Origin of the sequence: Candidatus Aquiluna sp. UB-MaderosW2red (genome assembly GCF_900100865.1) — a bacterium.
GTDB lineage: Bacteria > Actinomycetota > Actinomycetes > Actinomycetales > Microbacteriaceae > Aquiluna.
In genome coordinates, this window is the sequence record NZ_LT627734.1 from 1,458,814 (window position 1) to 1,485,469 (window position 26,656).

Annotated in this window: 30 protein-coding genes and 2 tRNA genes; 12 read left to right on the plus strand and 20 right to left on the minus strand. The window is 51.7% G+C overall.

The annotated features are described in order from the left end of the window. Positions 1–7: 7 nt before the first annotated feature. Both BLP47_RS07420 and BLP47_RS07425 read right to left on the minus strand, forming a co-directional pair. A tRNA-Glu gene (locus BLP47_RS07420) sits at positions 8–80 on the minus strand. Between the two features lie 41 nt (positions 81–121). Beyond that, positions 122–1,015, minus strand: a complete 894-nt coding sequence (locus tag BLP47_RS07425; protein WP_091852244.1) for a diacylglycerol kinase family protein — start codon at positions 1,013–1,015, stop codon at positions 122–124. Positions 1,016–1,067: 52 nt separating this feature from the next. Here BLP47_RS07425 and BLP47_RS07430 point away from each other — a divergent pair, with 52 nt between their 5' ends. Beyond that, the gene (locus BLP47_RS07430; RefSeq protein ID WP_091852247.1) at positions 1,068–1,703 is read left to right on the plus strand and encodes an MBL fold metallo-hydrolase; all 636 of its coding nucleotides are present in this window, start codon (positions 1,068–1,070) and stop codon (positions 1,701–1,703) included. Here the strand turns inward: BLP47_RS07430 and BLP47_RS07435 are convergent. The 8 genes from BLP47_RS07435 to BLP47_RS07470 form a co-directional block, all read right to left on the minus strand. Further along, entirely contained in the window at positions 1,700–2,080 is a 381-nt protein-coding gene (locus tag BLP47_RS07435) for a hypothetical protein (protein WP_091852250.1), read from the minus strand. The two genes, BLP47_RS07430 and BLP47_RS07435, sit on opposite strands and share 4 nt — an antisense overlap. 30 nt (positions 2,081–2,110) lie before the next feature. Beyond that, positions 2,111–2,182, minus strand: a tRNA-Gln gene (locus BLP47_RS07440). Between the two features lie 31 nt (positions 2,183–2,213). After that, positions 2,214–3,719 (minus strand): glutamate--tRNA ligase, encoded by a 1,506-nt coding sequence (gene gltX / locus BLP47_RS07445; RefSeq protein WP_091852253.1) that lies wholly within the window; start codon positions 3,717–3,719, stop codon positions 2,214–2,216. A 10-nt stretch (positions 3,720–3,729) separates the two neighbouring features. Next, positions 3,730–4,482 carry a fumarylacetoacetate hydrolase family protein gene (locus BLP47_RS07450; RefSeq protein WP_091852256.1) on the minus strand — a complete coding sequence of 251 codons (753 nt, stop codon included), beginning with the start codon at positions 4,480–4,482 and terminating at the stop codon, positions 3,730–3,732. Between the two features lie 4 nt (positions 4,483–4,486). Beyond that, a complete protein-coding gene (locus BLP47_RS07455) occupies positions 4,487–5,572 on the minus strand; it encodes a branched-chain amino acid aminotransferase (RefSeq protein WP_091852259.1) in 1,086 nt (361 codons plus the stop codon). A gap of 8 nt (positions 5,573–5,580) precedes the next feature. After that, positions 5,581–6,609: a 3-isopropylmalate dehydrogenase gene (locus BLP47_RS07460; protein WP_197672371.1), complete on the minus strand. Its 1,029-nt coding sequence runs from the start codon at positions 6,607–6,609 to the stop codon at positions 5,581–5,583. Between the two features lie 47 nt (positions 6,610–6,656). Next, positions 6,657–7,262: a hypothetical protein gene (locus BLP47_RS07465; RefSeq protein WP_091852262.1), complete on the minus strand. Its 606-nt coding sequence runs from the start codon at positions 7,260–7,262 to the stop codon at positions 6,657–6,659. Beyond that, the gene (locus BLP47_RS07470) at positions 7,262–7,630 is read right to left on the minus strand and encodes a rhodanese-like domain-containing protein (protein WP_157671576.1); all 369 of its coding nucleotides are present in this window, start codon (positions 7,628–7,630) and stop codon (positions 7,262–7,264) included. The genes BLP47_RS07465 and BLP47_RS07470 overlap by 1 nt, the downstream gene beginning before the upstream one ends. Positions 7,631–7,701: 71 nt before the next feature. Here BLP47_RS07470 and BLP47_RS07475 point away from each other — a divergent pair, with 71 nt between their 5' ends. Genes BLP47_RS07475 through BLP47_RS07490 form a run of 4 tightly spaced genes read left to right on the plus strand, consistent with a single transcriptional unit; the run spans position 7,702 to position 10,273 of the window. Then, entirely contained in the window at positions 7,702–7,959 is a 258-nt protein-coding gene (locus tag BLP47_RS07475) for a metal-sensitive transcriptional regulator (RefSeq protein ID WP_091852268.1), read from the plus strand. Between the two features lie 18 nt (positions 7,960–7,977). After that, positions 7,978–8,295 (plus strand): rhodanese-like domain-containing protein, encoded by a 318-nt coding sequence (locus tag BLP47_RS07480; protein ID WP_091852271.1) that lies wholly within the window; start codon positions 7,978–7,980, stop codon positions 8,293–8,295. Continuing rightward, entirely contained in the window at positions 8,295–8,627 is a 333-nt protein-coding gene (locus BLP47_RS07485) for a rhodanese-like domain-containing protein (RefSeq protein WP_091852274.1), read from the plus strand. Before BLP47_RS07480 ends, BLP47_RS07485 begins: the two co-directional genes overlap by 1 nt. A gap of 2 nt (positions 8,628–8,629) precedes the next feature. Beyond that, positions 8,630–10,273, plus strand: a complete 1,644-nt coding sequence (locus BLP47_RS07490; protein ID WP_091852277.1) for an FAD-dependent oxidoreductase — start codon at positions 8,630–8,632, stop codon at positions 10,271–10,273. Positions 10,274–10,340: 67 nt separating this feature from the next. On the opposite strand, the gene serA is transcribed toward BLP47_RS07490, so the two are convergent. The 5 genes from serA to ilvD all read right to left on the minus strand — a co-directional run bounded on the left by serA (position 10,341) and on the right by ilvD (position 17,682). Then, positions 10,341–11,936: a phosphoglycerate dehydrogenase gene (serA, locus tag BLP47_RS07495; RefSeq protein ID WP_091852280.1), complete on the minus strand. Its 1,596-nt coding sequence runs from the start codon at positions 11,934–11,936 to the stop codon at positions 10,341–10,343. Positions 11,937–12,643: 707 nt separating this feature from the next. Next, positions 12,644–13,669 carry a ketol-acid reductoisomerase gene (gene ilvC, locus BLP47_RS07500; protein WP_091852283.1) on the minus strand — a complete coding sequence of 342 codons (1,026 nt, stop codon included), beginning with the start codon at positions 13,667–13,669 and terminating at the stop codon, positions 12,644–12,646. A 32-nt stretch (positions 13,670–13,701) separates the two neighbouring features. Then, on the minus strand, positions 13,702–14,208 hold the full coding sequence (gene ilvN, locus BLP47_RS07505) for an acetolactate synthase small subunit (protein ID WP_091852285.1): 507 nt from the start codon (positions 14,206–14,208) through the stop codon (positions 13,702–13,704). A 2-nt stretch (positions 14,209–14,210) separates the two neighbouring features. Further along, the gene (locus BLP47_RS07510; protein ID WP_091852288.1) at positions 14,211–15,965 is read right to left on the minus strand and encodes an acetolactate synthase large subunit; all 1,755 of its coding nucleotides are present in this window, start codon (positions 15,963–15,965) and stop codon (positions 14,211–14,213) included. Between the two features lie 25 nt (positions 15,966–15,990). Further along, a complete protein-coding gene (gene ilvD, locus BLP47_RS07515) occupies positions 15,991–17,682 on the minus strand; it encodes a dihydroxy-acid dehydratase (protein ID WP_091852291.1) in 1,692 nt (563 codons plus the stop codon). Positions 17,683–17,721: 39 nt separating this feature from the next. Between ilvD and BLP47_RS07520 the strand changes: the two genes are divergently transcribed. From BLP47_RS07520 to BLP47_RS07540, 5 genes are read left to right on the plus strand one after another with little or no spacing between them, the layout of a single operon-like run. Next, complete coding sequence (locus tag BLP47_RS07520) at positions 17,722–18,615, plus strand: phytoene/squalene synthase family protein (protein ID WP_091852294.1); 894 nt, start codon at positions 17,722–17,724, stop codon at positions 18,613–18,615. After that, positions 18,612–20,189 (plus strand): phytoene desaturase family protein, encoded by a 1,578-nt coding sequence (crtI, locus tag BLP47_RS07525; protein ID WP_091852298.1) that lies wholly within the window; start codon positions 18,612–18,614, stop codon positions 20,187–20,189. Before BLP47_RS07520 ends, crtI begins: the two co-directional genes overlap by 4 nt. Beyond that, on the plus strand, positions 20,186–20,512 hold the full coding sequence (locus tag BLP47_RS07530; protein ID WP_091852301.1) for a lycopene cyclase domain-containing protein: 327 nt from the start codon (positions 20,186–20,188) through the stop codon (positions 20,510–20,512). Before crtI ends, BLP47_RS07530 begins: the two co-directional genes overlap by 4 nt. Further along, entirely contained in the window at positions 20,509–20,796 is a 288-nt protein-coding gene (locus BLP47_RS07535) for a lycopene cyclase domain-containing protein (RefSeq protein ID WP_157671578.1), read from the plus strand. The genes BLP47_RS07530 and BLP47_RS07535 overlap by 4 nt, the downstream gene beginning before the upstream one ends. Beyond that, on the plus strand, positions 20,793–21,644 hold the full coding sequence (locus BLP47_RS07540; protein ID WP_371325784.1) for a prenyltransferase: 852 nt from the start codon (positions 20,793–20,795) through the stop codon (positions 21,642–21,644). The genes BLP47_RS07535 and BLP47_RS07540 overlap by 4 nt, the downstream gene beginning before the upstream one ends. 9 nt (positions 21,645–21,653) lie before the next feature. Here the strand turns inward: BLP47_RS07540 and BLP47_RS07545 are convergent, their stop codons facing one another. From BLP47_RS07545 to BLP47_RS07555, 3 genes are all read right to left on the minus strand, one after another. Next, positions 21,654–22,094 carry a SprT-like domain-containing protein gene (locus BLP47_RS07545; RefSeq protein WP_091852310.1) on the minus strand — a complete coding sequence of 147 codons (441 nt, stop codon included), beginning with the start codon at positions 22,092–22,094 and terminating at the stop codon, positions 21,654–21,656. Positions 22,095–22,100: 6 nt separating this feature from the next. Continuing rightward, positions 22,101–23,168 (minus strand): MalY/PatB family protein, encoded by a 1,068-nt coding sequence (locus tag BLP47_RS07550; protein ID WP_091852313.1) that lies wholly within the window; start codon positions 23,166–23,168, stop codon positions 22,101–22,103. A 124-nt stretch (positions 23,169–23,292) separates the two neighbouring features. Further along, complete coding sequence (locus BLP47_RS07555) at positions 23,293–23,943, minus strand: LysE/ArgO family amino acid transporter (protein ID WP_371325785.1); 651 nt, start codon at positions 23,941–23,943, stop codon at positions 23,293–23,295. Positions 23,944–23,965: 22 nt separating this feature from the next. Between BLP47_RS07555 and bcp the strand changes: the two genes are divergently transcribed. Further along, the gene (gene bcp, locus BLP47_RS07560) at positions 23,966–24,430 is read left to right on the plus strand and encodes a thioredoxin-dependent thiol peroxidase (RefSeq protein ID WP_091853085.1); all 465 of its coding nucleotides are present in this window, start codon (positions 23,966–23,968) and stop codon (positions 24,428–24,430) included. On the opposite strand, the gene BLP47_RS07565 is transcribed toward bcp, so the two are convergent. Then, the gene (locus tag BLP47_RS07565) at positions 24,427–25,035 is read right to left on the minus strand and encodes a LysE family translocator (protein WP_091852319.1); all 609 of its coding nucleotides are present in this window, start codon (positions 25,033–25,035) and stop codon (positions 24,427–24,429) included. The genes bcp and BLP47_RS07565 overlap by 4 nt on opposite strands. Before the next feature lie 6 nt (positions 25,036–25,041). Further along, entirely contained in the window at positions 25,042–25,962 is a 921-nt protein-coding gene (locus BLP47_RS07570) for a D-isomer specific 2-hydroxyacid dehydrogenase family protein (protein WP_091852322.1), read from the minus strand. 90 nt (positions 25,963–26,052) lie between these two features. Between BLP47_RS07570 and BLP47_RS07575 the strand changes: the two genes are divergently transcribed. Further along, on the plus strand, positions 26,053–26,652 hold the full coding sequence (locus tag BLP47_RS07575) for a LysE family translocator (RefSeq protein WP_091852326.1): 600 nt from the start codon (positions 26,053–26,055) through the stop codon (positions 26,650–26,652). Positions 26,653–26,656 lie beyond the last annotated feature (4 nt).

Here is a 26,656-nt window from a genome sequence, read left to right on the forward strand (position 1 = left end):
GATTTTGTGACTCCAGCGGGATTCGAACCCGCGCTACTGCCGTGAGAGGGCAGCGTCCTAGGCCGCTAAACGATGGAGCCATTCGCAACTTGAGAAGTCTGCCATAAATCCAGAACTTTGTCTATCGGCTATACAGAGCCAAAGCGCCGGGGTGAACTTGAACGCTGAATGGCGCTTTACCAACTATTTCACCATCGCAAGTCATCGGAAAACCACTATTGGAAACTCTGATTGACTTCGCTTTGAAAATCTCGACCTCGGGGTATTTCAGGTGCCCTCCCTTATAGACGCTGGGGAAGATCTTCAAGAGTCTGGGGCGGGAGACCTTATGCAAAATAAAGACCTCGAGCTCACCATCAGTGAAATCAGATTGCGGTGAGATTCGCATTCCCCCACCAAAGTTCTTTACGTTCGCCACCCCGCACAGCATCGCCTCGATTTCGCGCTGCTCGCCATCCACCTCGAGTTGGTAAGTAATCGACTTGAAGCTTGGGAGCTCAAGCAAAAGTGCTGCGATATAGCTGTTTGGCCCTTTCGGCCAGCTGAGCCGATTAGCACGTTCCGTGCAGAGTGCATCAAAACCCGCAGAGATTGAGCCCATCGACCAAAACTCTCGATGCTCGGTTGTGACCCGCATCGCGTCAACTCTCCGAGGATTCTCGATGCTTGAAAGTATGTTCTGCATCGCGGCTTCGATATTCCCGCGCTCGATGTCCAGCTCTCTAGAAATGTCGTTGCCGCTACCGGCAGGCACAATTCCAAGCGGCAACTGGTTGGGAATACAGATATTTGCACCAAGTTGAATGGTGCCATCTCCCCCAACTGCGATTACCCCCGAAATTTCCTGATGCGTGATGGCGAGCTGGGATTTATCCTGCGCCAACAAAGCCGATTCGGCCGAAAGATTGATGGCGGCAATTCCAGATTTAGCAAGGATCTCAAATACTCTTTCACCAGCAAGCTCACCTTTACCCCGGTTAGCCTCTGGATTTACCAATACACCTAACGGCTTCATCTAAAACCTTTCGCAATGCACACAAACATAGACTGAACTTCCAAGGAGCAAGATGAAAATCACTAAACACGAACACGCGTATCTGGATATTGAAATTAGAGACCAGCACCTATTGATTGACCCGGGCATCTACACGGTGGATTTTGGGGTGCAAAAAAATGTCGCTGCAATCTCTCTGAGTCATATTCACGATGACCACAGCTACCTGCCCCACCTCGAAAAGATCTTGCAGCAAAACCCTGAAGCAAAACTATTTGGGCCAAGAGAAGTGGTGGAGAAACTTAGCGGCCTAGAGGTTCAGCCGGTCTATCACGGTGACAGCTTTTCTGTCGGACCCTTCACCCTAGAGTTTTTCGGAGATCTTCACCAAGAGATTCACCGAAGCATTCCGATTGTTCAGAATGTTGGGGTGCTTGTGAATGACGCTCTTTATTACCCCGGAGATAGTTACACGCAACCCGAATACCAGGTCGAACTTTTAGCAATGCCCGCTTCTGGTCCTTGGCTCAGGATCTCAGATGTGATTGATTATGTGAGCGCGGTAAAAGCAAAGCGAGTATTCCCCACTCATAATGCGCTTCTAAACAACAATGGTCACGCTCTGCAAAATGCTCGCATCAAAGAAGTGACCGAATCAAATGGTGGTGAGTTTAGATATCTAGATATCGGCGAAAGCTGGCAGCTCTAAAAAGCCACCACTAGAGCAGCCAAAAACACCGCGATGGTAATTGGAGACCAGAGTCCCCGCTCTTTTTTGCTACCCAAAGCGCTGGTCACGAATGCAACCAACATTGCGAAGCCTGCAAAGCCCCAATTCGCGATTGCATTCAGCTCCACACCTAGAAGTGGTGAGAAAAATCCAAGCTGGGCCAGGTAGTGACCCGCGATCCCGATCATTCCAAGGCTGGCAATAGCACTCAGTATCCGATATCTAAAGTTCGGGGCACCTTTAGCCTGACCGCCATAGGAATACTCCATAAGTGGCGCTCCGAAGACTAAAGCGATTTGAAATAATGCTGTGGCGAGGTAGGCAAAAACTAAAAAACCGGAGGCAAATGCAAGCATTTAAACCTCCGGTTGTCAAAAACATCATTGCTGGGGTACCTGGACTCGAACCAAGAACAAATGAACCAGAATCATCCGTGTTGCCAATTACACCATACCCCAAGGGTCGAATCTTGCGACTCGAGGCTCTATCCTAGCGGCCTTGGGCGAAAGCCTCTAGTCGGGCCAATGACTCTTGTTTGCCCAATAACTCCATGCATTCAAATAATGGTGGCGTGACCCTGCGGCCAGAAATGGCTGTGCGGATTGGCCCGAAAGCATTCCTCGGCTTTTCACCAAGACCTTCTACCAAAGCTGCACTCAAAGCCGCCTGAAGCTCGACGGTGTTGAAATCCGCCAGCTCTTCAAGGGTTTTGATGGCGGCTTCGATAATCTCCTTAGCGTTAGCTGGCAGCGAGGCAAGCGCATCCTCATCAAGGGTCAGTTCATTAGATTTCTGGAACATGAAGCCGATCATTCCCGGCGCCTCTGAAAGAACCGTGATTCGCTCCTGAATCAAAGGCACCAGCTGACCAAGCAGGTCCAACTCTTTTTGATCCGGTTCGCCAGGCAAAACCCCTGCGCTTTGAAGATAAGGAAGTACCCGGTTTTCGTAGTCTTTTGGATCGAGCATCCTCAGGTGAGTGGCATTAATAGAGTCCGCTTTTTTCTGATCAAACCTGGCGGGGTTTGGATTCACACTTTTCACGTCGAAGTTATCGCAGAGTTCTTGCAGCGAAAATATATCTCTATCGTGAGAAATTGACCAACCCAGAAGTGCAAGGTAGTTCAAGAGCCCCTCGGGGATGAACCCGCGGTCGCGGTGTAGAAAAAGATTGCTCTCCGGGTTTCTTTTAGAGAGCTTTTTATTGCCCTCTCCCATTACAAACGGCAAGTGGCCAAAGCGCGGAATGAACTCGGTTATACCCGCCTCAAACATTGCGTTATAAAGCGCAATCTGCCTGGGGGTGGAGGAAAGTAAATCCTCACCACGCAAGACATGCGTGATGCCCATCAGGGCATCATCAACCGGGTTCACAAGGGTATAAAGCGGTTGACCGCCCGGTCTAACCACCACAAAGTCTGGGAACGAACCGGCTGGGAAAGTAATCTCACCGCGCACCAAATCGTCAAAAGTAATGTCCTGATCTGGAACCCGCAACCGAAGAGCTGGCTGACGACCTTCGACCAAATACTTAGCTCTTTGCTCGTCCGATAACTCGCGCTCAGAGTTGTCGTAACCAAGTTGTTTGGCGCGACCAGCAGCAATGTTTCTAGCTTCGATTTCTTCGGAGGACAAGAAACTCTCGTATAAGTGACCAGAGGCCTTGAGCTTCTCAACCACCCCTAAATAGATATCTCCACGCTGCGATTGGCGGTAGGGCTCATTGGGCCCACCAACATCGATACCCTCATCCCAATCTAGACCGAGCCACCGAAGCGCCTCGACGATCTGCTCATAGCTTTCTTCAGAATCGCGCGCCGCATCGGTGTCCTCAACCCGGAAGACAAACTTGCCGCCTTGGTTTCTGGCATAGGCCCAATTGAACAAGGCGGTGCGAACTAATCCAACGTGTGGAGTTCCAGTGGGCGAAGGGCAAAAGCGCACTCTGGTGTCAGCACCTGTGGCTTTTGTTGTGGGGGCAGTTATCAGTGACATTGCCTAAAGCTTATTTGACGGGGTTACTAAGAACGCCTATTCCTTCAATCTCGCACTCAACCAGATCTCCAGAATCGAACCGGCTTATTCCCGCTGGGGATCCCGTGAGAATCACATCACCGGGAAACAGCGTCACATTCTGCGAAACATAGGAAACAATCTGATCCACAGAGTAGATCATGTCACTAGTGATTGAGCGTTGCCTGGGCTGGCCATGCACCTTGGAAGAAATTCTTTTGCCTTGTGGTTCGAATTCGGTTTCAATCCAAGGCCCCAGTGGGCAAAAAGTATCAAAGCCCTTGGACCTGGCCCACTGCAAATCAGAGAACTGCAGATCCCTGGCGGTGACGTCGTTGCCGATTGTGTAACCAAAGATGTGCTCCCTGGCCTCTGACTCAGAGATGTCTTTGGCTTGCTTGCCAATAACAATCGCCAGTTCAACCTCTAGCTCGACCTGATCGGACTGCCTGGGAAGCACAATCGCATCCCCTGGACCGATAATCGAACTCACGGGCTTGAAAAACATCAGGGGTTCATCCGGAAGATCCTGCGCGATCTCTGCGGCATGGGCCGCATAGTTCATTCCGATGCAGATTATTTTTGATGGAATAACCGGAGCCAAGAGCCGCACTTCCGAGAGCTCAAGCACTTCACCGGAATATTCCAATGATTCGATTGGGCTTGAGACGAAGACTCTAATCAGGGTGTCTTGAATTTCTCCGTATTTAATAACGGACTGGTGACTGAACCTCGCTGTGCGCACCTTGTTAGTCTGCCAGCTTATGCATCCAATTATGGCGATCAGCCACAATTCCATATTGGATGCCGGTGAGCTCCTCGCGAAGCGAAACAGTCAGCTCACCCGGCTGGTTATCCCCAATCACAATCTCTTCATCTCGAGATTTGAAGATTCCCACCGGGGTAATAACGGCTGCTGTGCCGCAGGCAAGAACCTCAGCTATTTCACCGGATTTGGCCCCCTCACGAACCTCATCCAGGGTCACTTTGCGCTCGGTTATTTTTATCCCACGGTCCCTAATAAGCGTTATCAAAGAATCCCTGGTGATGCCACGCAGAATGGTGCCATCAAGTCCAGGAGTGACTACGGAACCGTCTTTATAAATAAAGAACAGGTTCATTCCACCAAGTTCCTCGACATGGGTTGAGGTCTCAGCGTCTAGGAATACCACCTGGGAGCAGCCCTGGTCATAACCTTCTTGCTGGGCCAAAAGCGAGGCCGCATAGTTACCGCCGGTTTTCGCCTCACCGGTGCCGTGCTTCCCGGCCCTCGAAGAATCCAGGGCAATCCAAATCGAAATCGGTTTGACTCCCCCAACAAAATATGGACCTACCGGGGATGCGATCACTCGATACTCAACGCGCTTAGCGGCGCGAACTCCCAAGAAATTCTCCGCAGCAATCTCAAAAGGTCTGAAATAAAGCGTTTTTTCGCCCTCGGGCTTTGGCACCCAGTCGCCGTCAACCGCAATCAACTGGTGGAGTGAATCTATGAAGACATCGGCTGGGAGCTCGGGTAATGCCATTCTCTTGGCAGAGCGCTGAATGCGTGCAGCATTCATCTCGGGCCTGAAAGTCCAGATTGAACCGTCCTCATGGCGATAAGCCTTGATGCCCTCAAAAACCTCTTGGCCATAGTGCAAAACTGCCGAGGATGGATCCATCAAAATTGGGCCATATGGAATTACTTGAGCGCTGTGCCAACCGATACCCGCTTCCCAAACCACAACGACCTGGTGGTCGGTGAAGTGGCTTCCAAAGGTGGGGTCAGATATAGCGGCTTCGCGATCAAAGTCACTCAGCGGTGATGGGTTGCGGGTTACTTCAAATTTCATCTCTACCCCTAAATCAGTCCAAGGATAGATTCTGCAATCTGATCCGTGGTTCGCTTTTGATTGCCGCGGGTTAGTAGGTCTTGGGCAACCGCAGTCTCAATCTTCTGCGCAGCCAAATCGAACCCGAGGGTTTTTGCCATGAGCGCCGCAGACAGGATGGCCGCGGTTGGATCAGCCAGATTTTTGCCGGCGATATCCGGTGCAGAGCCATGAACGGGTTCGAACATGGAGGGAAATGCACCGGTTGGATTTAGATTAGCCGATGCAGCCAGCCCAATGCCACCGCAGATTGCGGCTGCCAGATCGGTAATGATGTCGCCAAATAGGTTGTCGGTAACAATCACATCGAAACGATTCGCAGCCGTCACCATGTAAATAGTTGCGGCGTCAATGTGCATGTAATCGTGGGTGACACCCGGGTAGTTAGCCGAAACTTCCTCGACCATTCGAAGCCAAATCTTGCCGGCATGCACTAAAACATTGGTTTTATGCACCAGTGTGACGTGCTTGCGCTCGCGAGTCTGAGCGAGCTCAAAGGCATATTCAACGGCTCTTTTCACCCCGAAGGCGGTGTTGACTGAGACCTCGTTCGCCACCTCTTGGTCGGTGCCAATTCGGATAGCCCCGCCGTTACCAACGTAGGGACCTTCGGTGCCCTCGCGCACCACTATAAAATCCAAACCCTCGATTCCTGAAAGCGGAGACTGCACCCCGGCGAAGAGTTTGGATGGGCGAAGGTTAATGTGGTGGTCAAATGCAAAGCGTAGTTTCAGCAGTAGCCCGCGCTCTAAGATTCCAGAGGCAACCTGCGGGTCGCCAATCGCTCCCAAAAGAATCGCGTCGTGGGTTCCAAGAGCTACTAAATCCGATTCTTCTAATACCGAGCCGGTGGCCAAGTATCTTTTTGCTCCGAGGTCATACTCGGTGGCCCTTACTTGAACATCGCCTAGAGCCTTGCCAAGCGCCGAAAGCGCGACCTTGGTGACCTCTGGTCCAATGCCATCGCCTGGAATTACGGCAAGGTTAATAGAATTCAAATCTGACCTCACGGGTTATTTGATTTAACCTTATTGGCTTATCGGGCCTAAAGCCGCACTAAAAGAGTTACATCCAACGCAGTTTTTACACCCGAATCGGTTGAAACCTCTCGGGTGCGATCCGAAACCTCAAAATTGAGTCCTTTTGAAAGCGCCCAGGCCTCTAATTGCGACCCAGACGGAAGTAATTCTGCGAAAGGTGGCCCACCGAAGCCTTTGGTCAAATTCAGAAGTGAATGCCAGACTCCAAACATCACACCGGTCTTCTGCTGTGCCAAAACATTATTCAGAGCAAGCTCTAACTGATTCCACGGTAACTGCAGATAAGCGATTAGCGTCAAGTCGGGCTCTGACCCAAAGACAACGCTGGTGGCATCGGCATGGTTTGTGATTACCGGTTTTGCCAGGGTTAGCTTTTGCTCTCTTGCCAAAAACCTATCCAGGGCAACCATGGAGAATTCGACATTCTCAACCTGCCAACCGCGCTTGGCGAACCAAAGCGCGTTGCGCCCCTCCCCGCCGGCCAGATCAATCATCGACCCCACGGGCAACTCACTAAGCGCCTCGAGGACAAACTGATTGGGCTCCAAAGACCACATTGACTCAGTAGCTAGATAACGCTCATCCCAGCTCTTGGCGGATTGCCCGTTCATTAGTCTTTGACGACAGCGAGCCCAAGCTGACTGGAAGCATTGGCCACAGAGCCACCGTTAATCAACTCACCGGTGAAGCCAAGATCGCGCATCTGAGTAATGGCCTGGCCCGCGCGGTTGCCACTGCGGCAGTAAATGTAGTAATCCAAGCTTGGATCAAGAGTTGTAATCTGGGTTGCAAAATCGGCAGCGGCAATTGGAATTAGGACTGCGCCTTCGAGGTGTCCGCTATCCCACTCGGACTGCTCTCGCACGTCGATAATCTCTGCATAGCTCTGCGGATCAAACTTTTCCGTTGAACAACCGGCGAGTGAGCTCACTGCGAAGAGGGCGATTAGTGCGGCTGCTAAAAACTTATAAATCTTCAATCTGATTCCTTTCAGGATACCCCCTAGGGTATGTGCTAGGTTATCTAGTGTCAAGTTGAAAGGAGCTGAATTTGGAAATTCCACAAGAGGATCTCGACTCAGTAAAAAGACGGCTCGCCAGAGCCCAAGGGCAAATCGGCGGCATCATAAAGATGCTCGAAGAAGGCAGGGAGTGCACCGACATCCTGACCCAGCTTGCAGCAGCTCAAGCCGCCATCTCCCGCGGAGCTTTTGCTCTAATCGCGTCCGGGATGGCCAACTGTGCGCAGGATGCATCCGGGCATAAAGACCGAGCCAAGCTCGAAAAAGCCTTTCTCTCACTCAGCTAAAAGATAAGGAATCAACCAATGGCACAAGAAGTAAACCTAAACGATCTAAGTCAAGCATTAGGGGAAGATGCATTTCTAATCGACGTGCGCGAGGACTGGGAGTTTCGAGACGGACACGTTCCAGCCGCAATTCATATGCCGCTGAGCTCAGTACCGGAGAATCTAACGGATCTTCCGAAAGACAAAAAGATATGGGTAATCTGCCAGTCTGGTGGAAGATCCATGACTGCGGCCAATTACCTAGAGGCCCAAGGCTTTGACGCGGTTTCGGTAGCGGGGGGCACCGGTGGCTGGATTACCTCCGGAAAAGACGTCTCAATGGGAGAAGATATCTAATGGGTCTATTTGATTTTTTCAAAAAGAAGTTCGAGACGATTTCACCAGCGCAAGCTAAGGAAGCGCTAGACGCCGGGGCGATGCTTATCGATGTCCGCGAACCCAGTGAATACCGTTCAGGCCACGCATCTGGAGCCAGGCTAATTCCACTCGGTTCTTTAGAACAAAAATTCAAGGACATCCCAATTGAACGCAAAATATTGGTGATCTGCCAGTCTGGCATGCGCTCTAGGCAAGCGGCCGGAATTCTAGCCTCCAATGGCTATCAGGTGACAAATATCTCGGGTGGGATGATGGGCTGGAAACGTGCTGGTCAGCGGGTAGTGAACTAGTTATGAAGGTTCTAATCGTTGGCGGGGTTGCCGGTGGCATGTCCGCGGCAACTAGATTGCGCAGACTCCGCGAAGATGCAGAGATAGTCATTTTCGAACAGGGACCCCACGTCTCCTATGCGAATTGCGGCCTGCCGTATCACATCGGTGAGATTATTCCAGCCGAAGCAGATCTATTGCTGCAAACCCCGGAGTCTCTTAAAGACCGCTTCAACCTGGATGTTCGAGTAAATAATCGCGTGGTGCAGCTAAACCCAACAGCTAAAACCGTAGAGGTTGAAAACCTACAAACTGGTGAAAAATACATAGAGAGCTACGACTCGCTAATTCTCTCCACCGGGGCCAAGCCCCGAATGGTACCCATTCCAGGACTCGAGCGTGCCCATGTGTTGCGCGATGTGCCAGATGCGATCGGTATCAAGGAGCTGGTTGACAATAAGAAGATTAAATCTGCCGTGATTATCGGCGCCGGCTTCATCGGTGTGGAGCTTGCTGAGAACCTCCAGCACCGCGGCATTGACACCACCATCGTTGAGTTCCGCGACAGCATCTTGCCGCAGTTCGACCCCGAGATGATTGAACCGATGCAAAAGCTTTTGATTGAGCACGGCATCAAACTCGCTTTGAATTCAGAAACTGCCGAGGTTAGAAGTGACACCCTGATACTAAAAGATGGAAGAGAGATCCCGGCCGACTTAGTGGTTGCAGCAATCGGCGTAGTGGCAGATCACCACCTAGCCGTTGACGCGGGTCTTGAGATTGGAACTGCTGGCGGTATAAAAGTTGATGATCAGATGCGCACCTCAAACCCATATATTTATGCGGTGGGAGATGCTGCCGAGAAGATCAGCGCACTGACTGGGCAGCCCCAAATGATATGGCTCGCAAACTTAGCAAATCGTCACGGGAGGCTAGTAGCCGATGTTGTTGCCGGTGAAAAAGTGTCGAATAGACCATCGATTGGCACGGGAATCATCGGCGCCTACGGAATGGCGGCGGCTCTCACGGGGATTACCGAAGGCCTTGCCAAGCGCATGAACATCGAACACACCGTGATTCACTTGCACCCAGGCAGTCACGCCGGCTACTACCCAGGAGCCGAACGAGTCTCACTAAAGATTTTGTTTGATCCTAAAACCGGGAGGCTCTTGGGGGCTCAGGCAATCGGCATGGATGGCATTGATAAGCGAATGGATGTGATTGCAACCGCAATCTATGCCGGACTCGGTATTGATGACCTAATGAATCTAGAGCTCTCCTATGCGCCTGCATTTGGCTCCGCAAAGGATGCGATCAACCAGGCCGGCTATGTTGGAAACAATGTAAAAGGCGGCAAAACCCCCACCATTCAATGGCACGAGCTCAAAGCCGCTCAGGAACAAGGCTCAATCGTGGTGGATGTTCGTTCAAGCGAAGAGCACCAAGCCGGTAGCATCCCTAACACTCAACTGATTCCGGTTGATACCCTCAGGGAACGCCTGACCGAACTAGCTGGTAAGGACGTGATTGTGACCTGCGCTGTTGGCCAGCGCGGCCACACAGCCACGCAAATATTGCGCAGCCACGGCATCAACACCCGCAACCTCGACGGTGGTTACACCACGTGGCGAAGCGGAATGGATGCCAAAGAAAGGGTCGCGATTTAGCGACCCTGGGTGTTTCCTGACCCAGCCTTTTTAGTCGAGTAATCGTTACTGGCTGGGTAACAAGCGTTTAGTAAGCCTCGGTAATGGCTATGGCTTGCATAAGGTCGGCCGAAATCTCAGCACGCAAAGTTTCCAAAATCGCTTGGTCAATCCGACTATCGATTGTGATAACAGCAAGCGCCTTGCCACCTTTTTGCTGGCGTGCAATGTTCATTGCTGCAATGTTCACGCCAGCCTCTGCAAACGCCTTGCCGTAAATGGCAACGATTCCCGGGCGATCTTGGTAGACCATGACCACAAAGTTCTCGGCCATCGAAAGCTCAACATCGTATCCATTAATAGAGACCACTTTTTGATGGTGCTTAGGGCCAATTACAGTTCCGCCAGCCGAGACAACACTGCCGTCCGACAGCACGGCCTTCAAAGTTGTGACATTGCGATACTCATCAGAAACCAGGTCTTGAATAAGGCGCACCTCAACCCCGCGCTGCTGAGCCAATAGGGGCGCATTCACATAGGACACCTGCTCGGTGACCATGGATTGGAATAGGCCCTTCAGGGCGGCAAGCTTCAAGACGGTGACATCGTGAGCTGCGATTTCCCCAAGAGCCTCGAACTCTACAGAGACGATTGAAGTGTGGGCAAGGCCCGCGACAATCTGCCCGAGCTTTTCAGCAAGACCAATGCCGGGCCTGACCGAAGCATCGATGACGCCACCAGCTACGTTCACAGCGTCTGGAACCAAATCGCCAGCCAGCGCTAATCGAACCGAGCGGGCCACCGAAATGCCGGCTTTTTCTTGAGCCTCATCGGTTGAGGCTCCAAGGTGCGGGGTAACCAGGATGTTATCGAGAGTTAATAGTGGTGAATCTGTGGGCGGCTCATTCACAAAAACATCAAGCCCTGCTCCGGCGATTTGCTTGCTCTTGAGGGCCTCGTAAAGAGCGGCCTCATCGATGATTCCACCGCGTGAGCAATTCACAATTCTCAGGTTTGGCTTCGCCATCGCGAACTCGTTGGTCGAAATCATCGAGGTTGTCTCGGGAGTCTTTGGAATGTGGATGGTGATGTAGTCGCTGCGCTTCATGAGGGTCTCAATATCGCAAAGCTCAACACCGATTTGCTCAGCTCTTTGAGCTGTCACATAAGGGTCGTAACCAATCAGGGTGACGCCAAAACCAGCTAGCCGCTGGGCGACCAAGGTTCCGATCCTGCCCAAACCAATGATGCCGATGGTTTTTTCGTAAAGCTCGACACCGGTGTACTGACTGCGCTTCCAGAGCCCGTTTTTCAAAGAGGCATTGGCATCCGGGATGTGGCGCGAAAGCGCCATGATTTGACCAATGGCCAACTCTGCGGCCGAAATAATGTTTGAGGTTGGGGCGTTTACCACCATGACCCCGGCACTGGTTGCCGCCTTGATGTCCACGTTATCTAGCCCGACGCCGGCTCGCGCTATCACCTTTAGCAGAGGGGCCGCGGCAATAGCCTCAGCATCCATTTTGGTGGCTGAGCGAATCAAGACTGCGTGAGCCTCTTTCAGAGCCGGCAATAGAGCTGAGCGATCAGCGCCATCGACATTTCGAACTTCAAAATCCGGGCCGAGCGCTTCAAGCGTGGCGGGTGAGAGTTCTTCGGCAATTAATACAACTGGCTTAGACAATGGCAAACCTAACGTCTTATCGACAATGATTAGGGGGACTCTCGAAGTCTAGCGAATCAAGCGCCAGCCAGAGATTTATTTACAGGTGCAGAGTTGAGATTCTGGAACACCGGCAAGGGCTTCTTCAACGTGCTGGCCGCAGCCTTCCCAGGTGATCTTGTTGCAGGTGTAGCAAGTGGCTTGTGAGCACATGATTATATTTCCTTAATTCTCGAGTGAGTTACAGATTATTATACCCCCTAGGGTATTGACCGACTCAAATATTTAACACTCAACGAACTTCCTATTTGACCCGCCTGATCGGCTGTGCCGGGCTGATTGCTACCTGGGTTTCGTTCAACTTGGAAAACCCGAAGCGTTTTGCAGTGCTGCTTGGCTTTTTGGTCTTCGGGGGCAATGGCGGTTACCACTTGTCGATTTCTAGCCAAAATGGTGGATTCCAAAAAAGGTGAGATCAAGGCCAGAAACTCAGGCTTAAGACAAGACTCCCTCGCGAACGAGGGAGTCTGATCCGACCATCGCAACAGTCGGTGGGGTGTCCCAATATAAGCACAAATGTCCGCCGATGACAAGCAGCTTTGGTTTGAAATGTTCTTTGAGCACAGCCTGCAAATCACTTCGGATTACTCGGATACCCCGCACGTCTAGATTTAAATACCAAACCCCCTTCTCATGATCTCAGAAAGGGGTTTGGTTGCTTTTGATCTCTAGCGCGCAGCACTACCTTCTTCGTAGTCGTCGTCCGACTTGATCCAGCTGAATAGCTTGCGCAATTCGCGGCCAGTCTTCTCGATTGGGTGAGCCTCACCCTTTTCGCGAAGTGCCTTGAACTCCGGGCCTCCAGCATCCTGATCTTCGATGAAGCGCTTGGCAAACGCACCGTTTTGGATATCGGTTAGCACGGCCTTCATGTTGTCTTTGACCGATGAGTCAATGACTCTCGGACCAGAAACATAATCGCCGTACTCGGCAGTGTCGGATACGCTCCAGCGCTGCTTAGCAATGCCACCTTCATACATCAAATCAACAATCAACTTGAGCTCATGGAGCACCTCAAAATAGGCAATCTCTGGCTGGTAGCCGGCTTCGACCAGGGTCTCAAAGCCATACATCACTAGCTGCGATGCGCCACCACAAAGAACGGCCTGCTCGCCGAACAAATCGGTCTCAGTCTCCTCGGTGAAGGTGGTCTTGATGGTTCCGGCTCTGGTTCCACCAATTGCCTTGGAGTAGGAAAGACCTACCTCCATGGCGTGACCGGTCGCATCTTGCTCGATGGCAATTAGGTTTGGCACACCCTTACCGGCAACATACTCGCGGCGAACGGTGTGACCCGGGCCCTTTGGGGCCACTAGGAATACGTCAACATCCTTGGGAGGAACAATTAGTCCATAGCGAATCGCAAAACCGTGACCAAAGACGATAGCGTCGCCGGCCTCTAGATTCGGCTCGATGTCGGTCTTATAAAGATCGCGCTGCTTTGGATCTGGTGCTAGCACAACAATCACGCTGGCCCACTTGACTGCTTCGCCCGGGGTCAAAACCTTGAGGCCCTGTTCGGTTGCCTTGGCAATCGATTTTGAACCTGGAAGCAGACCGACTACGACGTCAACGCCGGAATCTTTTAGGTTTAGCGCGTGTGCATGGCCCTGAGAGCCAAAGCCAAGCACTGCAACTTTGCGACCCTGGATAATGCCTAGGTCGGCATCTTTGTCATAGAAAATTTCTGCCAATTTTTATCTCCTTGTTTTATTTAGAAAGCTATTTAGCGAAGAACTTTTTCGCTCATGGACTTTGATCCGCGAGAGATAGCAATAGCCCCCGATTGAACCAATTCCTTGATACCAAAAGGCTCAAGAACTTTAATGAATGCCTGGCACTTAGCGCTGTCTCCGGTCACTTCAATAACCACTGCATCGCTCACAACATCAATCACCCTTGCCCGGAAAAGAGTGACGGCCTCTAGGACCTGAGAGCGGGTGGTGACGTCGGTTTTGACTTTAATCAGCATGTGGTCCCGAGCCACCGAAGCTTCTGAATCAAGCTCCACTATCTTGAGCACATTTATGAGCTTATTGAGTTGCTTGGTGACCTGCTCGAGTGGCTGACCATCTAAAGAAACCACAACGGTCACTCGGGAAAGACCCTCTACTTCGGTGGTCCCCACCGCAAGAGACTCGATGTTGTAACCGCGCCTTGCAAAAAGTGCTGCAACCCGGGTCAAGATGCCTGGTTTATTTTCTACCAGAAGTGAAAGTACGTGTTGCGACATCTTTACTCATCCCCTTCCCATACCGGCCTAGCATCTCGAGCATATTGCACCGCATCGTTTGAAACACCGGCTGCCACCATCGGCCAGACCATCGCATCGCGACCAACAATGAAATCAATCACTACCGGTCGATCGTTTGTTTCGATGGCGAGCTTGATTGCAGCGTCAACTTCTTCTTCGCGCTCCACCCTAATTGCCAAACATCCGTAAGCCTCTGCGAGCTTCACAAAGTCCGGCACCATCTGGGTGTCGGTGCCGGTGTGTAGGTCGGTGTTTGAGTAGCGCTTATCGTAAAACAGCGTTTGCCACTGCCGAACCATGCCCAAAGAAGAGTTATTGATGATTGCGACCTTGATGGGTATGTTGTTGATGGTGCAGGTGGCAAGCTCCTGGTTGGTCATCTGGAAACAGCCATCACCGTCGATTGCCCAAACTACCCGATCGGGCTGCGCAACCTTGGCACCCATTGCCGCTGGCACCGAGTAACCCATGGTGCCGGCGCCTCCCGAATTCAACCAAGAGTTTGGCCGTTCGTATTTAATGAACTGTGCCGACCACATTTGGTGCTGGCCAACACCTGAGGCAAATATGGCCTCGGGGCCCGAAATCGCGCCGATTCTCTCAATCACATACTGTGGCGCTAGTTTGCCATCGTTCTCGTCGGTGTAGCCAAGTGGGTAGCGCTCCTTGAGCCCATTGACATACTCCCACCAGGAAGAGTAATCGGGCTTTTTACCTGCCATTTGCTTGGTGAGCTCGGTGATGAGCATGCCGATAACCACCTTGGCGTCACCCACGATTGGAACATCAGCGTGGCGAACCTTGCCAATCTCCGCGGGATCAATATCTACGTGGATCACTTTGGCCCCGGGAGCGAAGCTTTTCACATCTCCGGTTACTCGATCATCGAAACGTGCACCCAAAGTGATTAGTAAATCCGCCTTTTGCAAACCGGTAACCGCTGGCACGGTTCCGTGCATACCCGGCATGCCTAGGTGTGCCGGATGAGAATCTGGGAATGCCCCGCGAGCCATCAATGTGGTGGTCACAGGGGCATTAATCAATTCTTGCAATCTTGCCAACTCAGGAGATGCGCCTGCCCGAATCACTCCGCCGCCAATGTAGAGCATGGGTTTTTCGCTTGCAAGAATGAGCTCGGCCGCTGCCTGTATTTGCTTGCCGTGCGGGACAGTCACCGGCTTATAGCCTGCTAGATCGATCTTGGGTGGCCAGCTAAATTCGAACTTGCCGTTTTGAACGTCCTTTGGAACATCAACCAAAACCGGGCCCGGCCGTCCAGTAGTCGCAAGCTCGTAAGCCGCGGCCATAACCGCTGGAATGTCTTCAGGCTTAGTGACTAAAAAACTGTGCTTGGTAATGGGCATTGTGATACCAACGATGTCCGCCTCTTGGAAGGCATCGGTACCAATTGCGTGAGAGTTCACCTGACCGGTAATTGCAAGCATTGGAACCGAATCCATTTGGGCATCCATGATGGCGGTCACAAGGTTCGTGGCCCCCGGCCCGCTAGTTGCAAGGCAAACCCCGAGCCGGCCGCTAGCTGCGGCATAGCCTTCAGCAGCGTGACCAGCACCCTGCTCGTGACGAACCAGGATGTGACGGATTATTTTGGAATCCATTAGGGGGTCATAGGTTGGCAAGATGGCACCACCGGGGAGACCGAAAATATCGGTCACACCCAGTAGCTCAAGGGATCTGATGATTCCTTGGGCCCCGGTGAGTATTTCAGCAGGCATTTAAATCCTCATTCGTTTTGGCAAACTAACCGCAGTATGCGCCCTCTGAGGCTGAATGCACTAATTTCGTAAACTTTGCGAGCACACCGCTGGTGTAGCGCGGCGGTAGTGGCTGCCAGTCGATCCGGCGGCGAGCCAACTCTTCATCGTCGACGAGTAAGTCAAGCGAACGAGTGGCGATGTCGACTCGTATTAAGTCTCCATCGCGAACCAGAGAAATCGGCCCACCTTCGGTGGCCTCTGGAGAAATGTGTCCGATGCAAAGGCCGGTTGTGCCGCCTGAGAATCTTCCGTCCGTTAATAATAAGACATCGCCACCTAGTCCTGCACCTTTAACAGCTGCAGTGAAGGCAAGCATCTCGCGCATCCCCGGGCCACCCTTTGGTCCCTCATAGCGAATAACGACCGCATCTCCGGGCATAATTTCGCCGTTGGCGAGAGCTTCCAAGGCGCCATTTTCCCTGTCGTAGACCTTCGCTGGGCCCTCGAACCCAGCAAGAGTGAAGCCCGCGGTCTTCACAACGGCACCATCTGGAGCAAAGGAGCCGTGCAGGATGTTAATTCCGCCACGAGCGTTCATCGGGTTATCAATTGCGCGAATAATCTTGCCATCCGGGTCCGGTGGAGAAATATCGGCTAAATTCTCGGCCATCGTTTTTCCGGTTACGGTCAGCACGTCGCCGTGCAAGAGACCGGCATCTAAAAGTGCCTTCATCAAAACCGGAACGCCGCCGACACGGTCCACATCGTTCATCACATACTGACCAAATGGCTTCAGGTCTCCCAATTGCGGAACTTTGTCGGCAATCCGGTTAAAGTCTGAAAGTTTAAGGTCCACTTCGGCCTCGCGAGCGATTGCCAGAAGGTGCAACACGGCATTGGTGGAACCGCCGAAAGCCATCAAAACCGCAATCGCGTTCTCAAAAGCCTTCTTGGTCATGATCATGCGGGCGGTGATGCCCTTAGAAATCAAATTAACGACAGCCTCACCGGAGCGCTGCGCCCAAATGTCGCGCCGACGATCTGCTGCGGGTGGGGCTGCTGAACCAGGGAGGCTCATTCCAAGAGCTTCTCCGATTGACGCAAGAGTATTAGCGGTATACATTCCGCCACAGGCGCCCTCACCGGGACAAATTGCGCGCTCGATCCGGTCTAGGTCCTCAAGGCTCATGATCCCAGCATTGCAGGCCCCAACCGCCTCAAAAGCATCGATAATTGTGACCTGCTTTTCCGTTCCATCGGTCAGTTTTACCCAACCCGGGGCAATTGTGCCGGCATACAAAAATACTGAAGCCAAATCAAGCCTGGCTGCCGCCATCAACATACCCGGCAGTGACTTATCGCAGCCTGCTAGCAATACCGAGCCATCCAGGCGCTCCGCCTGCATCACGGTCTCAACCGAATCCGCAATGACCTCTCTGGAAACCAGAGAAAAGTGCATGCCCTCGTGACCCATGGAAATACCATCTGAAATCGAAATCGTTCCAAACTGCATTGGAAATCCGTTAGCGTCCTTAACCCCAACCTTTACGGCTTTGGCGAGTCGATCGAGAGACAAATTGCAAGGAGAGAGTTCGTTCCAAGAGGATGCAATCCCAATTTGCGGCTTAACCCAGTCGTCATCGCCCATCCCCACTGCTCGAAGCATGCCTCTGGCTGGTGCACGTTCGATGCCATCGGTAACAAGGTAAGAGCGGGGTTTCATGGGATTTGTCATGCACTTAATCTTAGTTGGGAAAACTAGTACCCTGATGGCGTGGAACCACAAGACACGACCAAAGTCCCAACCGGACTCAATCTTTATAACATCGCCGCTCACAGGGCCGCAAAAGAGGTTATTTACGCCTACTCGACATCGTTTGGTTTGGCCACCAGGCTGCTGGATAAAAAACTCCGCCCCTCGGTCGAAAACATCTACGCGCTTGTGAGAGTGGCCGATGAGATAGTTGATGGCTCAGCCCATCAGGCAGCCGAGTTAGCACCAGAATTAGACCCGGAAGAAGAACTAAATAAGTTTGAACAAGAGACCTATCGAGCCATGCAGCTCGGCTACAGCACCAATTTGATTATTCACGCCTTCGCCCTAACCGCCAGGGAAGTTGGAATCCAAAAAGATATTGTGGAGCCCTTTTTCTACTCCATGCGACAGGACCTAAACCAAAAGGCCCACACCCAAGAGTCCTTCGATACCTACGTCTACGGCTCAGCCGAAGTGGTGGGGCTAATGTGTCTCGCGGTGTTTGTGCATGGCAAAAACTATTCGCTGGATGAAAAACAAAAGCTAGTCAAAGGTGCCAGAGCCCTTGGAAGTGCATTTCAAAAGGTGAACTTTCTTAGAGACCTCGAAGCCGATTTCAAAAGTCTTGAGCGAAGCTATTTTCCCGATGTGAACATAAGTAGCTTTGATGAGGAAACCAAGATGCGCTTGGTTGAAGATATCGAGAAGGACCTAAAGGTTTCGGCCGCCTCCCTCGGGCTTTTGCCGAGTTCAGCCAAAAGGGCCGTCACCGCAGCTCAGCTTTTATTCCAAGAACTAAATCAGAAAATTGGAACAACTAGCGCCCAAGATTTGATTAACACTCGTATCAGCGTGAATAACTTCAAAAAACTCATGCTACTTTTCAGAGCAATTATGGGAGCTAAGCCTTGACTCAAAAAACAGCGGTAGTAATCGGTGGCGGCATCGCAGGCCTTGCAAGCGCGGCCCTGTTGGCAAAAGCCGGTATGAAGGTGCAGCTCTTTGAGGCCAAGGATGTGCTTGGCGGCAGGGCTTACAGCTGGGAAAAAGACGGCTTCAGATTCGACATGGGACCCAGCTGGTATCTCATGCCGGATGCCTTTGAGCAGTTTTTCAACCTGATGGGAACCACGGCTGATAAGGAACTGGACCTCGAGCGCCTGTCCCCCGCCTACCAGACCCGGAACGAGGGTAAAAACGATCGCCTGATCATGAGCGAGAACCTGCCAGAAATCAAAGAGTTGTTCGATTCAATCGAGCCTGGCAGCTCGGTGAAACTGCAGCAATATCTTGACAGTGCGGAAGAAACCTACGAGCTTTCTATTAAGCACTTTTTGTACACCAACTTTCGAGATGTCAGAAGCTTTGTGCACCCAGATGTGCTGAAGAAGCTTGCTAAGTTCCTGAAACTACTCACAATGTCTCTTTATGACTATTCAGGTAAGTATGTAAAAGACGACCGACTAAAAAAGATGCTGAACTTTCCATCCGTGTTTCTAGGAGCCTCCCCATACAACACCCCGAGCATGTACCACCTAATGACCCACGTGGATATGAATCAGGGTGTTTATTACCCGCAGGGTGGCATACACACTGTGATTCAGGCGATCGAGCGGCTTGCTAAAAAGCACGGCGTCGAAATCCACACCTCTTCGCCAGTCACCAAAATCCTGAGTGAAAACGGCAAAGCCGTTGGCATTCAGGTCGGCCCAGCCGAGTATCTGGCCGACGTAGTGGTTGCGAGCGCCGATCTGCACCACGTGGAAACCAAGCTGCTCGAACCCAAAGAGCAGACTTTCCCGCAGAAATTCTGGGATAAAAAGATTCCTGGCCCCTCAGCGATGCTGATCTATTTGGGTGTCAAGGGCAAGCTTCCGCAGCTAGATCACCACACGCTTTTATACACCGAGGATTGGGATACCAACTTCGCAGAGGTATTCCACAAAGCAGACGGCATGCGCAAGGTGCCCTCTCCTGCCTCGCTGTATATTTGCATGCCGTCAAAGACCGATAAGACCGTTGCCCCCGAAGGTTTTGAGAATGTCTTCGTGCTGGTCCCAATCGCCCCGGACCCCTCTATCGGTAGAGGTGGCATCGAGCGCTCAGGTGATGAGCAATTCGAGCTTGAGGCTGACAAAATCATCCAGCAAATATCTGACTGGTGCGAAATCCCAGATCTTGCCGAGCGCATCGTTGTCAGAAGAACCGTAGGCCCGCAGAATTTTGAAGAGGAACTCAACGCCTGGAGCGGCACCGCCTTGGGGATGGCGCACACTCTGACTCAGAGTGCATTTTTTAGACCAGCGAATTTCTCAAAGAAACTCAAAAACCTCTTCTACACCGGACACAACACCATCCCCGGCATTGGCCTGCCGATGTGCCTAATCGGTGCGGAGCTCGTGTATAAGCATCTAATCGATGACAAGAGCTCCGGCCCGACAGTTGGCGAACTGACCGAGGTAACCAACTGGAAGGGTCTTAGGTGAGTTTTGAGATAGCCAGCTTTGGCTATCTTGCGGCTCTACTAATTTCCATAGCCGGACTTGGCGCGATCGATCATAGACAGAAGCTTGCGCTTTTTGTCCACACCAAAGCCACCGTTTTATCGGTCAGTATCGGCGTGGTGGTTTTTCTAATCTGGGATCTACTTGGGATAGCACTGGGAATCTTTTTCCGAGGCAATGCTCCACACCTAAGCGGCATCCTCTTGGCGCCAGAACTACCGATTGAAGAGTTGTTCTTTTTGATTCTGCTTTGCTACAACACCCTTCTGGCATACTGCTTTTTCGCAAGGAGGCTTGCCAAGTGATTTATTTATTGCTCAACACCGTAGTTCTATCCCTGGGAGCGGGCTATGCGTTTTTAATGCGCAGATGGTTGCCAGTGAAGCCAGTCATATACGCAGGTGTCGTGATGCTTACCCTCACCGCAATCTTTGACAATCTGATCATCGGCACCGGCATAGTTGCCTATGACCAAGAAAAAATCTCCGGCATCATGATTGGTCTTGCCCCCATAGAAGATTTCGCCTATACGGTTCTGGCACTTGTGCTGATCCCATCCCTGTTTAATTTGTTTCGGACCAAATTGTGATTCTGAAAAAGCTCTTTATTTCCTCGAGGCCCATCTCCTGGATCAACACCGCCTTCCCGTTCGCGGTGGCGTATTACCTCGGAACCGCAGAGTTCGACCTGGTGTTTTTTCTCGGTACCTTCTTTTTTCTAATCCCTTACAACCTTTTGATGTATGGGGTGAACGATGTCTACGATTACGAATCCGATTTGCGCAACCCCCGCAAAGGCGGCATCGAGGGTGGGCTACTAGACCCCAAGTATCACTTGGCAACTCTTTATTGGGCCTACTTACTCGCCCTCCCTTTTGTGATAGCTCTCACGGCCCTAAAACCGAGCGCTTGGCTAGTGCTTTGGTTCACAATTTTCATGGTGATTGCCTATAGCCATAAGGCCTCCAGGTTCAAAGAGATACCGGTGTTGGATTCGATTACCTCTAGCCTGCACTTTGTTGGACCGCTGGTTACTGGCCTTTTCATGAGTGGGGCAGACATTAGTGCCCAGGGCCAAAGCGCAACCCTGATTGCCTTTTTCCTTTGGGGTATGGCCTCCCATGCCTTCGGGGCCGTTCAAGACGTGAAAGCAGATCGCGAAGCTGGCATCCACTCAATTGCCACCAAGTTTGGCGCCAGAATCACAACCAGATTGGCCCTAGTGGGTTACCTATTAGCGGGAATCTCGGCCCTAACCCTGCCCGATAGGTTCGCATTTGCCACCCTGGCGGCAATCCCATATCTTGTGGTGGTAGGCCGCGAGTTTTTCATCACCGATGAAACTTGCGAAACAGCCCACCGCGGTTGGCGTGTTTTTATTTGGCTCAACTTTTTCGCAGGCGCCCTGGTGAGTGCATTACTTATAGGTCCAAGCTAAACCAAAGATCTAGCGCAGCGACCAATCAATCAGGTGGCGCCTAGAGAATTTAGGCGCACAGTGCTTGCAAGATAGCAAGCTGGTTGGCTTCCGAGACCTAAAGTGTTCGTGGCCACCCGGACAAACCCCTAGGTACCTCGCACTCTCGCGGGCAATTTGATTACCATCAATTCTCTGGTGCAAATAGCCCAGCTCGGTTGCTTTGTTCTTCCAGATAGCGCCGTGACCGGCCCCTTCGCCGCAAAGCGCGTGGGCTATCTCGTGCAGTAAAACCTGTTCGATTTGATGCAAGTCGCCGGTTAGTACCAGATGCTTACTCAAAGTGATTCGCTTATCACGGTAGTTACAAACTCCCGCACGCCTGATTGCTCGATCAAAGCCGAATGAGTAGTTCACAATCCCGTGCTGCTGGAATAACTTAGCTGCCAGCTCAATAACCCGTTCTTGCATAACCGCTTAGTGAACACCCTCGAGCGCCGCCGCCATTCTTCTAACGGCCTCGGTGATTCTGGGCTTTGAGGTGGCGAAATTAAACCTAATAAAAGAAGAGTATTGATCCTGTGGCGCAAAATCCTCCCCTGGATTCAGCGCAACCTTAGCCTCTGCTAATAAAAACTGCATGGGGCGCTCAACGTGATAAGCAGCCAGGTCGATCCAAGCCAAATAAGTGGCATCCATATCAGCCACTTTCGCTTTGGGTAGCATGCTAGCTAGCTCGTGACGAAGGTGGTCGAGGTTCTCTTGCAGAGTCGAAACGGTTTCCTCAATCCACCCGCCGCAATCTTTATAGGACACCACCATTGCAAGCCCGCCGATTAATGAGCTTCTCCAGAGCATTGCTTCGGGCATGCCCGCGAGTTTTTTGCGAACGGTCTCGCTCTGGGTGGCGATAAACGCCGCCTTGAGCCCTGCGGTATTCCAAGATTTGGAAGTCGATGTGATAACCACGCCCGTCTCACGCGCGGCATCCGAGACGGAAAGGAAGGGGGTGAAAGGAACCCAAGCCAGTGGGGCGTGAATCTCGTCAGAGATTACTAGCACCCCGTGAGCCTTTGCCAGATCGGCTATCTGAGTCAATTCTTGCGCCGAATGCACTCGACCAACCGGATTCTGCGGACTGCAGATTAGAAATATTTTGACACCTGATTCAAAGGCCTTTTCAATCCCTGGAATATCCAACTGCCAGCGCTCTGCTACTAGATTCAGGGGTACATCCACAACTTCGCACTGAGCCTCTTGGATCCAAGAGTAAAAATTTGGGTAGACCGGTGAATTTACCAAAACTCGGTCGCCTGGGCTAGAAACCGCTCGAATTATCTCTACCGCGGCGACCCCGACGTCGGTGGCCATCGAGATTCCCTTGGGGTCGATCTGCCAGCCCCACTTATCCAAAGCATATGCCTCAAATGCCGGCGCGAGCTCGGGTAGCGGGCCAAGATAACCAAGGTCGGAGTTAGTGGCCAAGGAGATGATTAGGTCACTTATCGGTTTTGCAACGGGGAAGTCCATCTCTGCCACGTGCATAGGCAGGACATCCTCGGGATACCTCTTCCACTTCGAACTCGAACGGTTGGCATAATTTCCAAATGAATCTTCAGGTCTGATCACAGCTTTGATTATCCTCCTGAATCCAATCTGAGCACTCGATTTAGAACTGGAATGTCAATAACAAAATGGCAATGCCAAACATCACAACTGCAATCACAGAATCCAAGACACGCCAAAAGCTTGGCCTGGATACGAATCGATTCGCCAACTTAGCGCCATAGCCCAAAACAACAAACCAGACCGCGCTTCCAATTGCAGCGCCAAGCCCAAATGCCCAGCGCTCATTGCCAAATTGATTACCCAATCCCCCAAGCAATATCACGGTGTCTAGATAAACGTGAGGATTCAAAAAGGTGATGGCAGCGGTGGCCAAAATGGTCTTTTTGAGCGTTGCGGGAGTGTTCGACGCGGGATCTAGCGCTTTGGGCTTCATCGCCCTTTTTAGGGCCATCGCACCAAACCAAATCAAATAAGCGGCGCCAGCATATCGAATCACCTCTAGGGCTATCGGAACCGAGCTAATCAAAGCTCCAAGGCCAGCAATGCCTAAGAATATCAGGACCGCGTCACTGAGTGAGCAAAACATCACCACCCATAAGACATGCTCGCGCCGAAGCCCCTGCCTAAGCACAAAAGCGTTCTGAGCCCCAATGGCCAGAATTAGCGAAAGCCCGGTCAGTAAACCGGTAATAGCTGCCAGCATGAAGGCCCTTCGAGATTCCCTTGATTCTAGAAGAGGAATTATTTCCAATCGCCCAAGTTTGAGTTATTTCATGAGTGAATTCAAGCTAGTGGCTGGCGCAGCCGCCCCCACTTTTTCCCTACTAAACCAAGACGAGAAAGAGATCTCTCTTTCAGAAACGGGTGACAGGGTAATCGTCTATTTCTATCCGGCAGCCTCCACCCCCGGCTGCACAACCCAGGCCTGTGAGCTCCGGGACAACATAAACGCCCTCAAGGCAAAAGGCTTCAGCGTGTTGGGCATCTCCCCTGATAAGCCAGCCAAGCTCAAAAAGTTTAAGGATAAAGAAAACCTAAATTTTGAGTTATTAAGCGACCCCGAGAACCTCATCGCTCAGGCCTATGGCGCTTTTGGTAAAAAGAGTATGTATGGCAAAGAATATGTGGGCATAATTCGCTCCACTTTTGTGGTGCAAGAAGGCAAAATTAGCCACGCTTTTTATAACGTCAAAGCCAAGGGTCATATCGATTTGCTGCAAGCCGAGTTGGGCCTCTAACGAAGCGGTAACAATACCCCGATAACGATGAATACTCCGCCGAAAAAACGATTAAATCTCTTGCCGGCCTTGGCCAAAAGTGGCTGCAGCCGATCGGCGAAGAAGGCAACCAAAAACTCATAACCGAACTCAATCACCACAAATGTCAGCGCCATAATGGCAAATTGAGCCAGTAAAGACCGCTCCGGCACCACGAACTGCGGTAAGAATGCGACAAAGAATAAGATCCCCTTGGGGTTAGAGCTAGCAGCCAATAACCCCTGTCTAAAAAGGGCGAAAGGGGACAGCGAAGTAGCCTCTTGGACCTTACCCACCCGCATCGCAGGGGCTCGCCAAACCTGAACCCCAAGCCAAATCAAATACAGCCCACCAGCCAACTTGAGCCAAATGATCAGATCCGGTGCCGCCACCAAAAAGGCTCCGAGCCCGAACATCGAAAGCCCAATCACCAAAGTGAAGCCGAGCGAGCCACCCAATATTGTCGCCAAGGTTCTTTTGGCCCCGTAGAGCGCTCCGTGAGTAAGCACCAAAAGACCATTGGGCCCCGGAGTAAGAGATAACCCAAGTGCTGCTAGTGCATAAATAATCCAGGTATCAAGCGCCATGTCTAACTAATAACCAAGCTTCTTATCAACCACGCCAATAAGCTCCGAGCCATCTAGCCAGGCGCTCACATTTTCGCGCAAGCGCTGCGAGAACAACCTGGTCACAATCTCCAGAGTGTCAGCAGAGTGTGGGGTGATCAAAAGATTATCCAAACCCCACATCGCGTGCTCCTCAGGAAGCGGCTCAGGGTATGTCACATCAACTGCAGCGGCAGCAATCTCACCATTATTCAGAGCATCAACCAGGTCATCCTGGTTGATCACCATGCCCCTTGCCACATTGACCAAATACGAATCCGCGCGCATCAACTTGAAGGCCCTTGAATCAAATAAGTGCTGAGTCTCGAAGGTTAGAGCACAGGCCAACACCACAAACTTCGCCTTTGCCAATTCGGTTTGGAACTGGTCAAAGCCCAGCACCCTTCCTTGAAAACCCGGGACAAAAGGGGCATCCGGGTGCTTACGGATCACTGTGACTTCAGACCTAAAGGGCGCCAGCAGCTGAACCAGCTGCTCGGCAATTCCGCCGCCACCGATAATCAAAACCTCTTCGTCAAATAATGAGTCAGCGAATTGTCTGCCCCAAGACTTCTCCCTCACACGCTCTGGAATGATTCGACCAAGGGCCAAACAAAGAGCTAGCGCGTGCTCAGCAACCGGTTCAGAGTATGAGCGCTTGGCGCTGGTGAAAACGATTGAGTGCTGCAATACCTCGTGAAAAGCATCCACCCCGGCAAAGGGCAACTGCACCCACTTGAGCTGTGGGTTATTTGCTAAAACTTGTTTTAGCCCCGCAGGATCTGCGTAGTCGGTCCAAACCATGGCCTCGATGGCTGCGCTCAAGGGCACCACCACCGCACCAACAGACTCAATAGCCTCTTGATACGCGGGGACCCGCCTCGGTTCTAAAGCAATCTCAGTCTTCATAATCTGATTCTGGCACTAACCCCGCGATTGTTTTTGAATCTCTAAGTAATGACGTCAAAATCAAGGCCAAAGAACTGCTTAGATACATAGGTGCTAACCCTGAGTTTGATATTTGCCGCAGCGACCTTCGGGTTTGTCACAGCCATCACCCCCGGGCCAAACAACACGATATTGCTTGCCACCAGCGTGAACCACGGCTTCAGAAAAGCCTTGCCATATCTAGCTGGCATTAGCTTTGGCCTGATGGGCATGATCACGCTGGTTGGTCTTGGCCTCAATCTGGTGTTCGCAACCGTTCCCGTAATTTATCAAGCCATCAAATATTTGGGCTTTGGCTACATTCTCTACCTTGCCATTTCGCTTATTCGCTCGGGCTATCAACCAATCGATAAAGAAACCAAGGTGATTGGTTTTTTCCAATCAGTCAGTCTGCAGTTTGTAAACCCAAAGGTCTGGGTGGTAGTCCCGAGCTTTATGGCAGGCTACATCCCAGCTGGCGCCAGCTTTCAAATCACCGCCACACTTGCTGCAGTGTTTCTAATCTCTAAGATTCCCGGGGCGCTGGCTTGGGCCGGATTCGGGCAACTACTTCGCAACTTTTTGATGGATCCCAAGAAACGCAAAGCATTCAACTGGGTGGCTGGAGTATTGCTGGTGGCCTCGATGGTGCCGGTTCTATTCTTACGCTAAATAA

Coding starts and splice junctions, on each gene's coding strand:
- BLP47_RS07425 (WP_091852244.1), bottom strand. CDS start 1,015: ATGAAGCCGTTAGGTGTATTGGTAAATCCAGAGGCTAACCGGGGTAAA.
- BLP47_RS07430 (WP_091852247.1), top strand. CDS start 1,068: ATGAAAATCACTAAACACGAACACGCGTATCTGGATATTGAAATTAGA.
- BLP47_RS07435 (WP_091852250.1), bottom strand. CDS start 2,080: ATGCTTGCATTTGCCTCCGGTTTTTTAGTTTTTGCCTACCTCGCCACA.
- gltX (WP_091852253.1), bottom strand. CDS start 3,719: ATGTCACTGATAACTGCCCCCACAACAAAAGCCACAGGTGCTGACACC.
- BLP47_RS07455 (WP_091852259.1), bottom strand. CDS start 5,572: ATGAAATTTGAAGTAACCCGCAACCCATCACCGCTGAGTGACTTTGAT.
- BLP47_RS07465 (WP_091852262.1), bottom strand. CDS start 7,262: ATGAACGGGCAATCCGCCAAGAGCTGGGATGAGCGTTATCTAGCTACT.
- BLP47_RS07480 (WP_091852271.1), top strand. CDS start 7,978: ATGGCACAAGAAGTAAACCTAAACGATCTAAGTCAAGCATTAGGGGAA.
- BLP47_RS07485 (WP_091852274.1), top strand. CDS start 8,295: ATGGGTCTATTTGATTTTTTCAAAAAGAAGTTCGAGACGATTTCACCA.
- BLP47_RS07490 (WP_091852277.1), top strand. CDS start 8,630: ATGAAGGTTCTAATCGTTGGCGGGGTTGCCGGTGGCATGTCCGCGGCA.
- ilvN (WP_091852285.1), bottom strand. CDS start 14,208: ATGTCGCAACACGTACTTTCACTTCTGGTAGAAAATAAACCAGGCATC.
- BLP47_RS07510 (WP_091852288.1), bottom strand. CDS start 15,965: ATGCCTGCTGAAATACTCACCGGGGCCCAAGGAATCATCAGATCCCTT.
- ilvD (WP_091852291.1), bottom strand. CDS start 17,682: ATGACAAATCCCATGAAACCCCGCTCTTACCTTGTTACCGATGGCATC.
- BLP47_RS07545 (WP_091852310.1), bottom strand. CDS start 22,094: ATGCAAGAACGGGTTATTGAGCTGGCAGCTAAGTTATTCCAGCAGCAC.
- BLP47_RS07550 (WP_091852313.1), bottom strand. CDS start 23,168: ATGCACGTGGCAGAGATGGACTTCCCCGTTGCAAAACCGATAAGTGAC.
- bcp (WP_091853085.1), top strand. CDS start 23,966: ATGAGTGAATTCAAGCTAGTGGCTGGCGCAGCCGCCCCCACTTTTTCC.
- BLP47_RS07565 (WP_091852319.1), bottom strand. CDS start 25,035: ATGGCGCTTGATACCTGGATTATTTATGCACTAGCAGCACTTGGGTTA.
- BLP47_RS07570 (WP_091852322.1), bottom strand. CDS start 25,962: ATGAAGACTGAGATTGCTTTAGAACCGAGGCGGGTCCCCGCGTATCAA.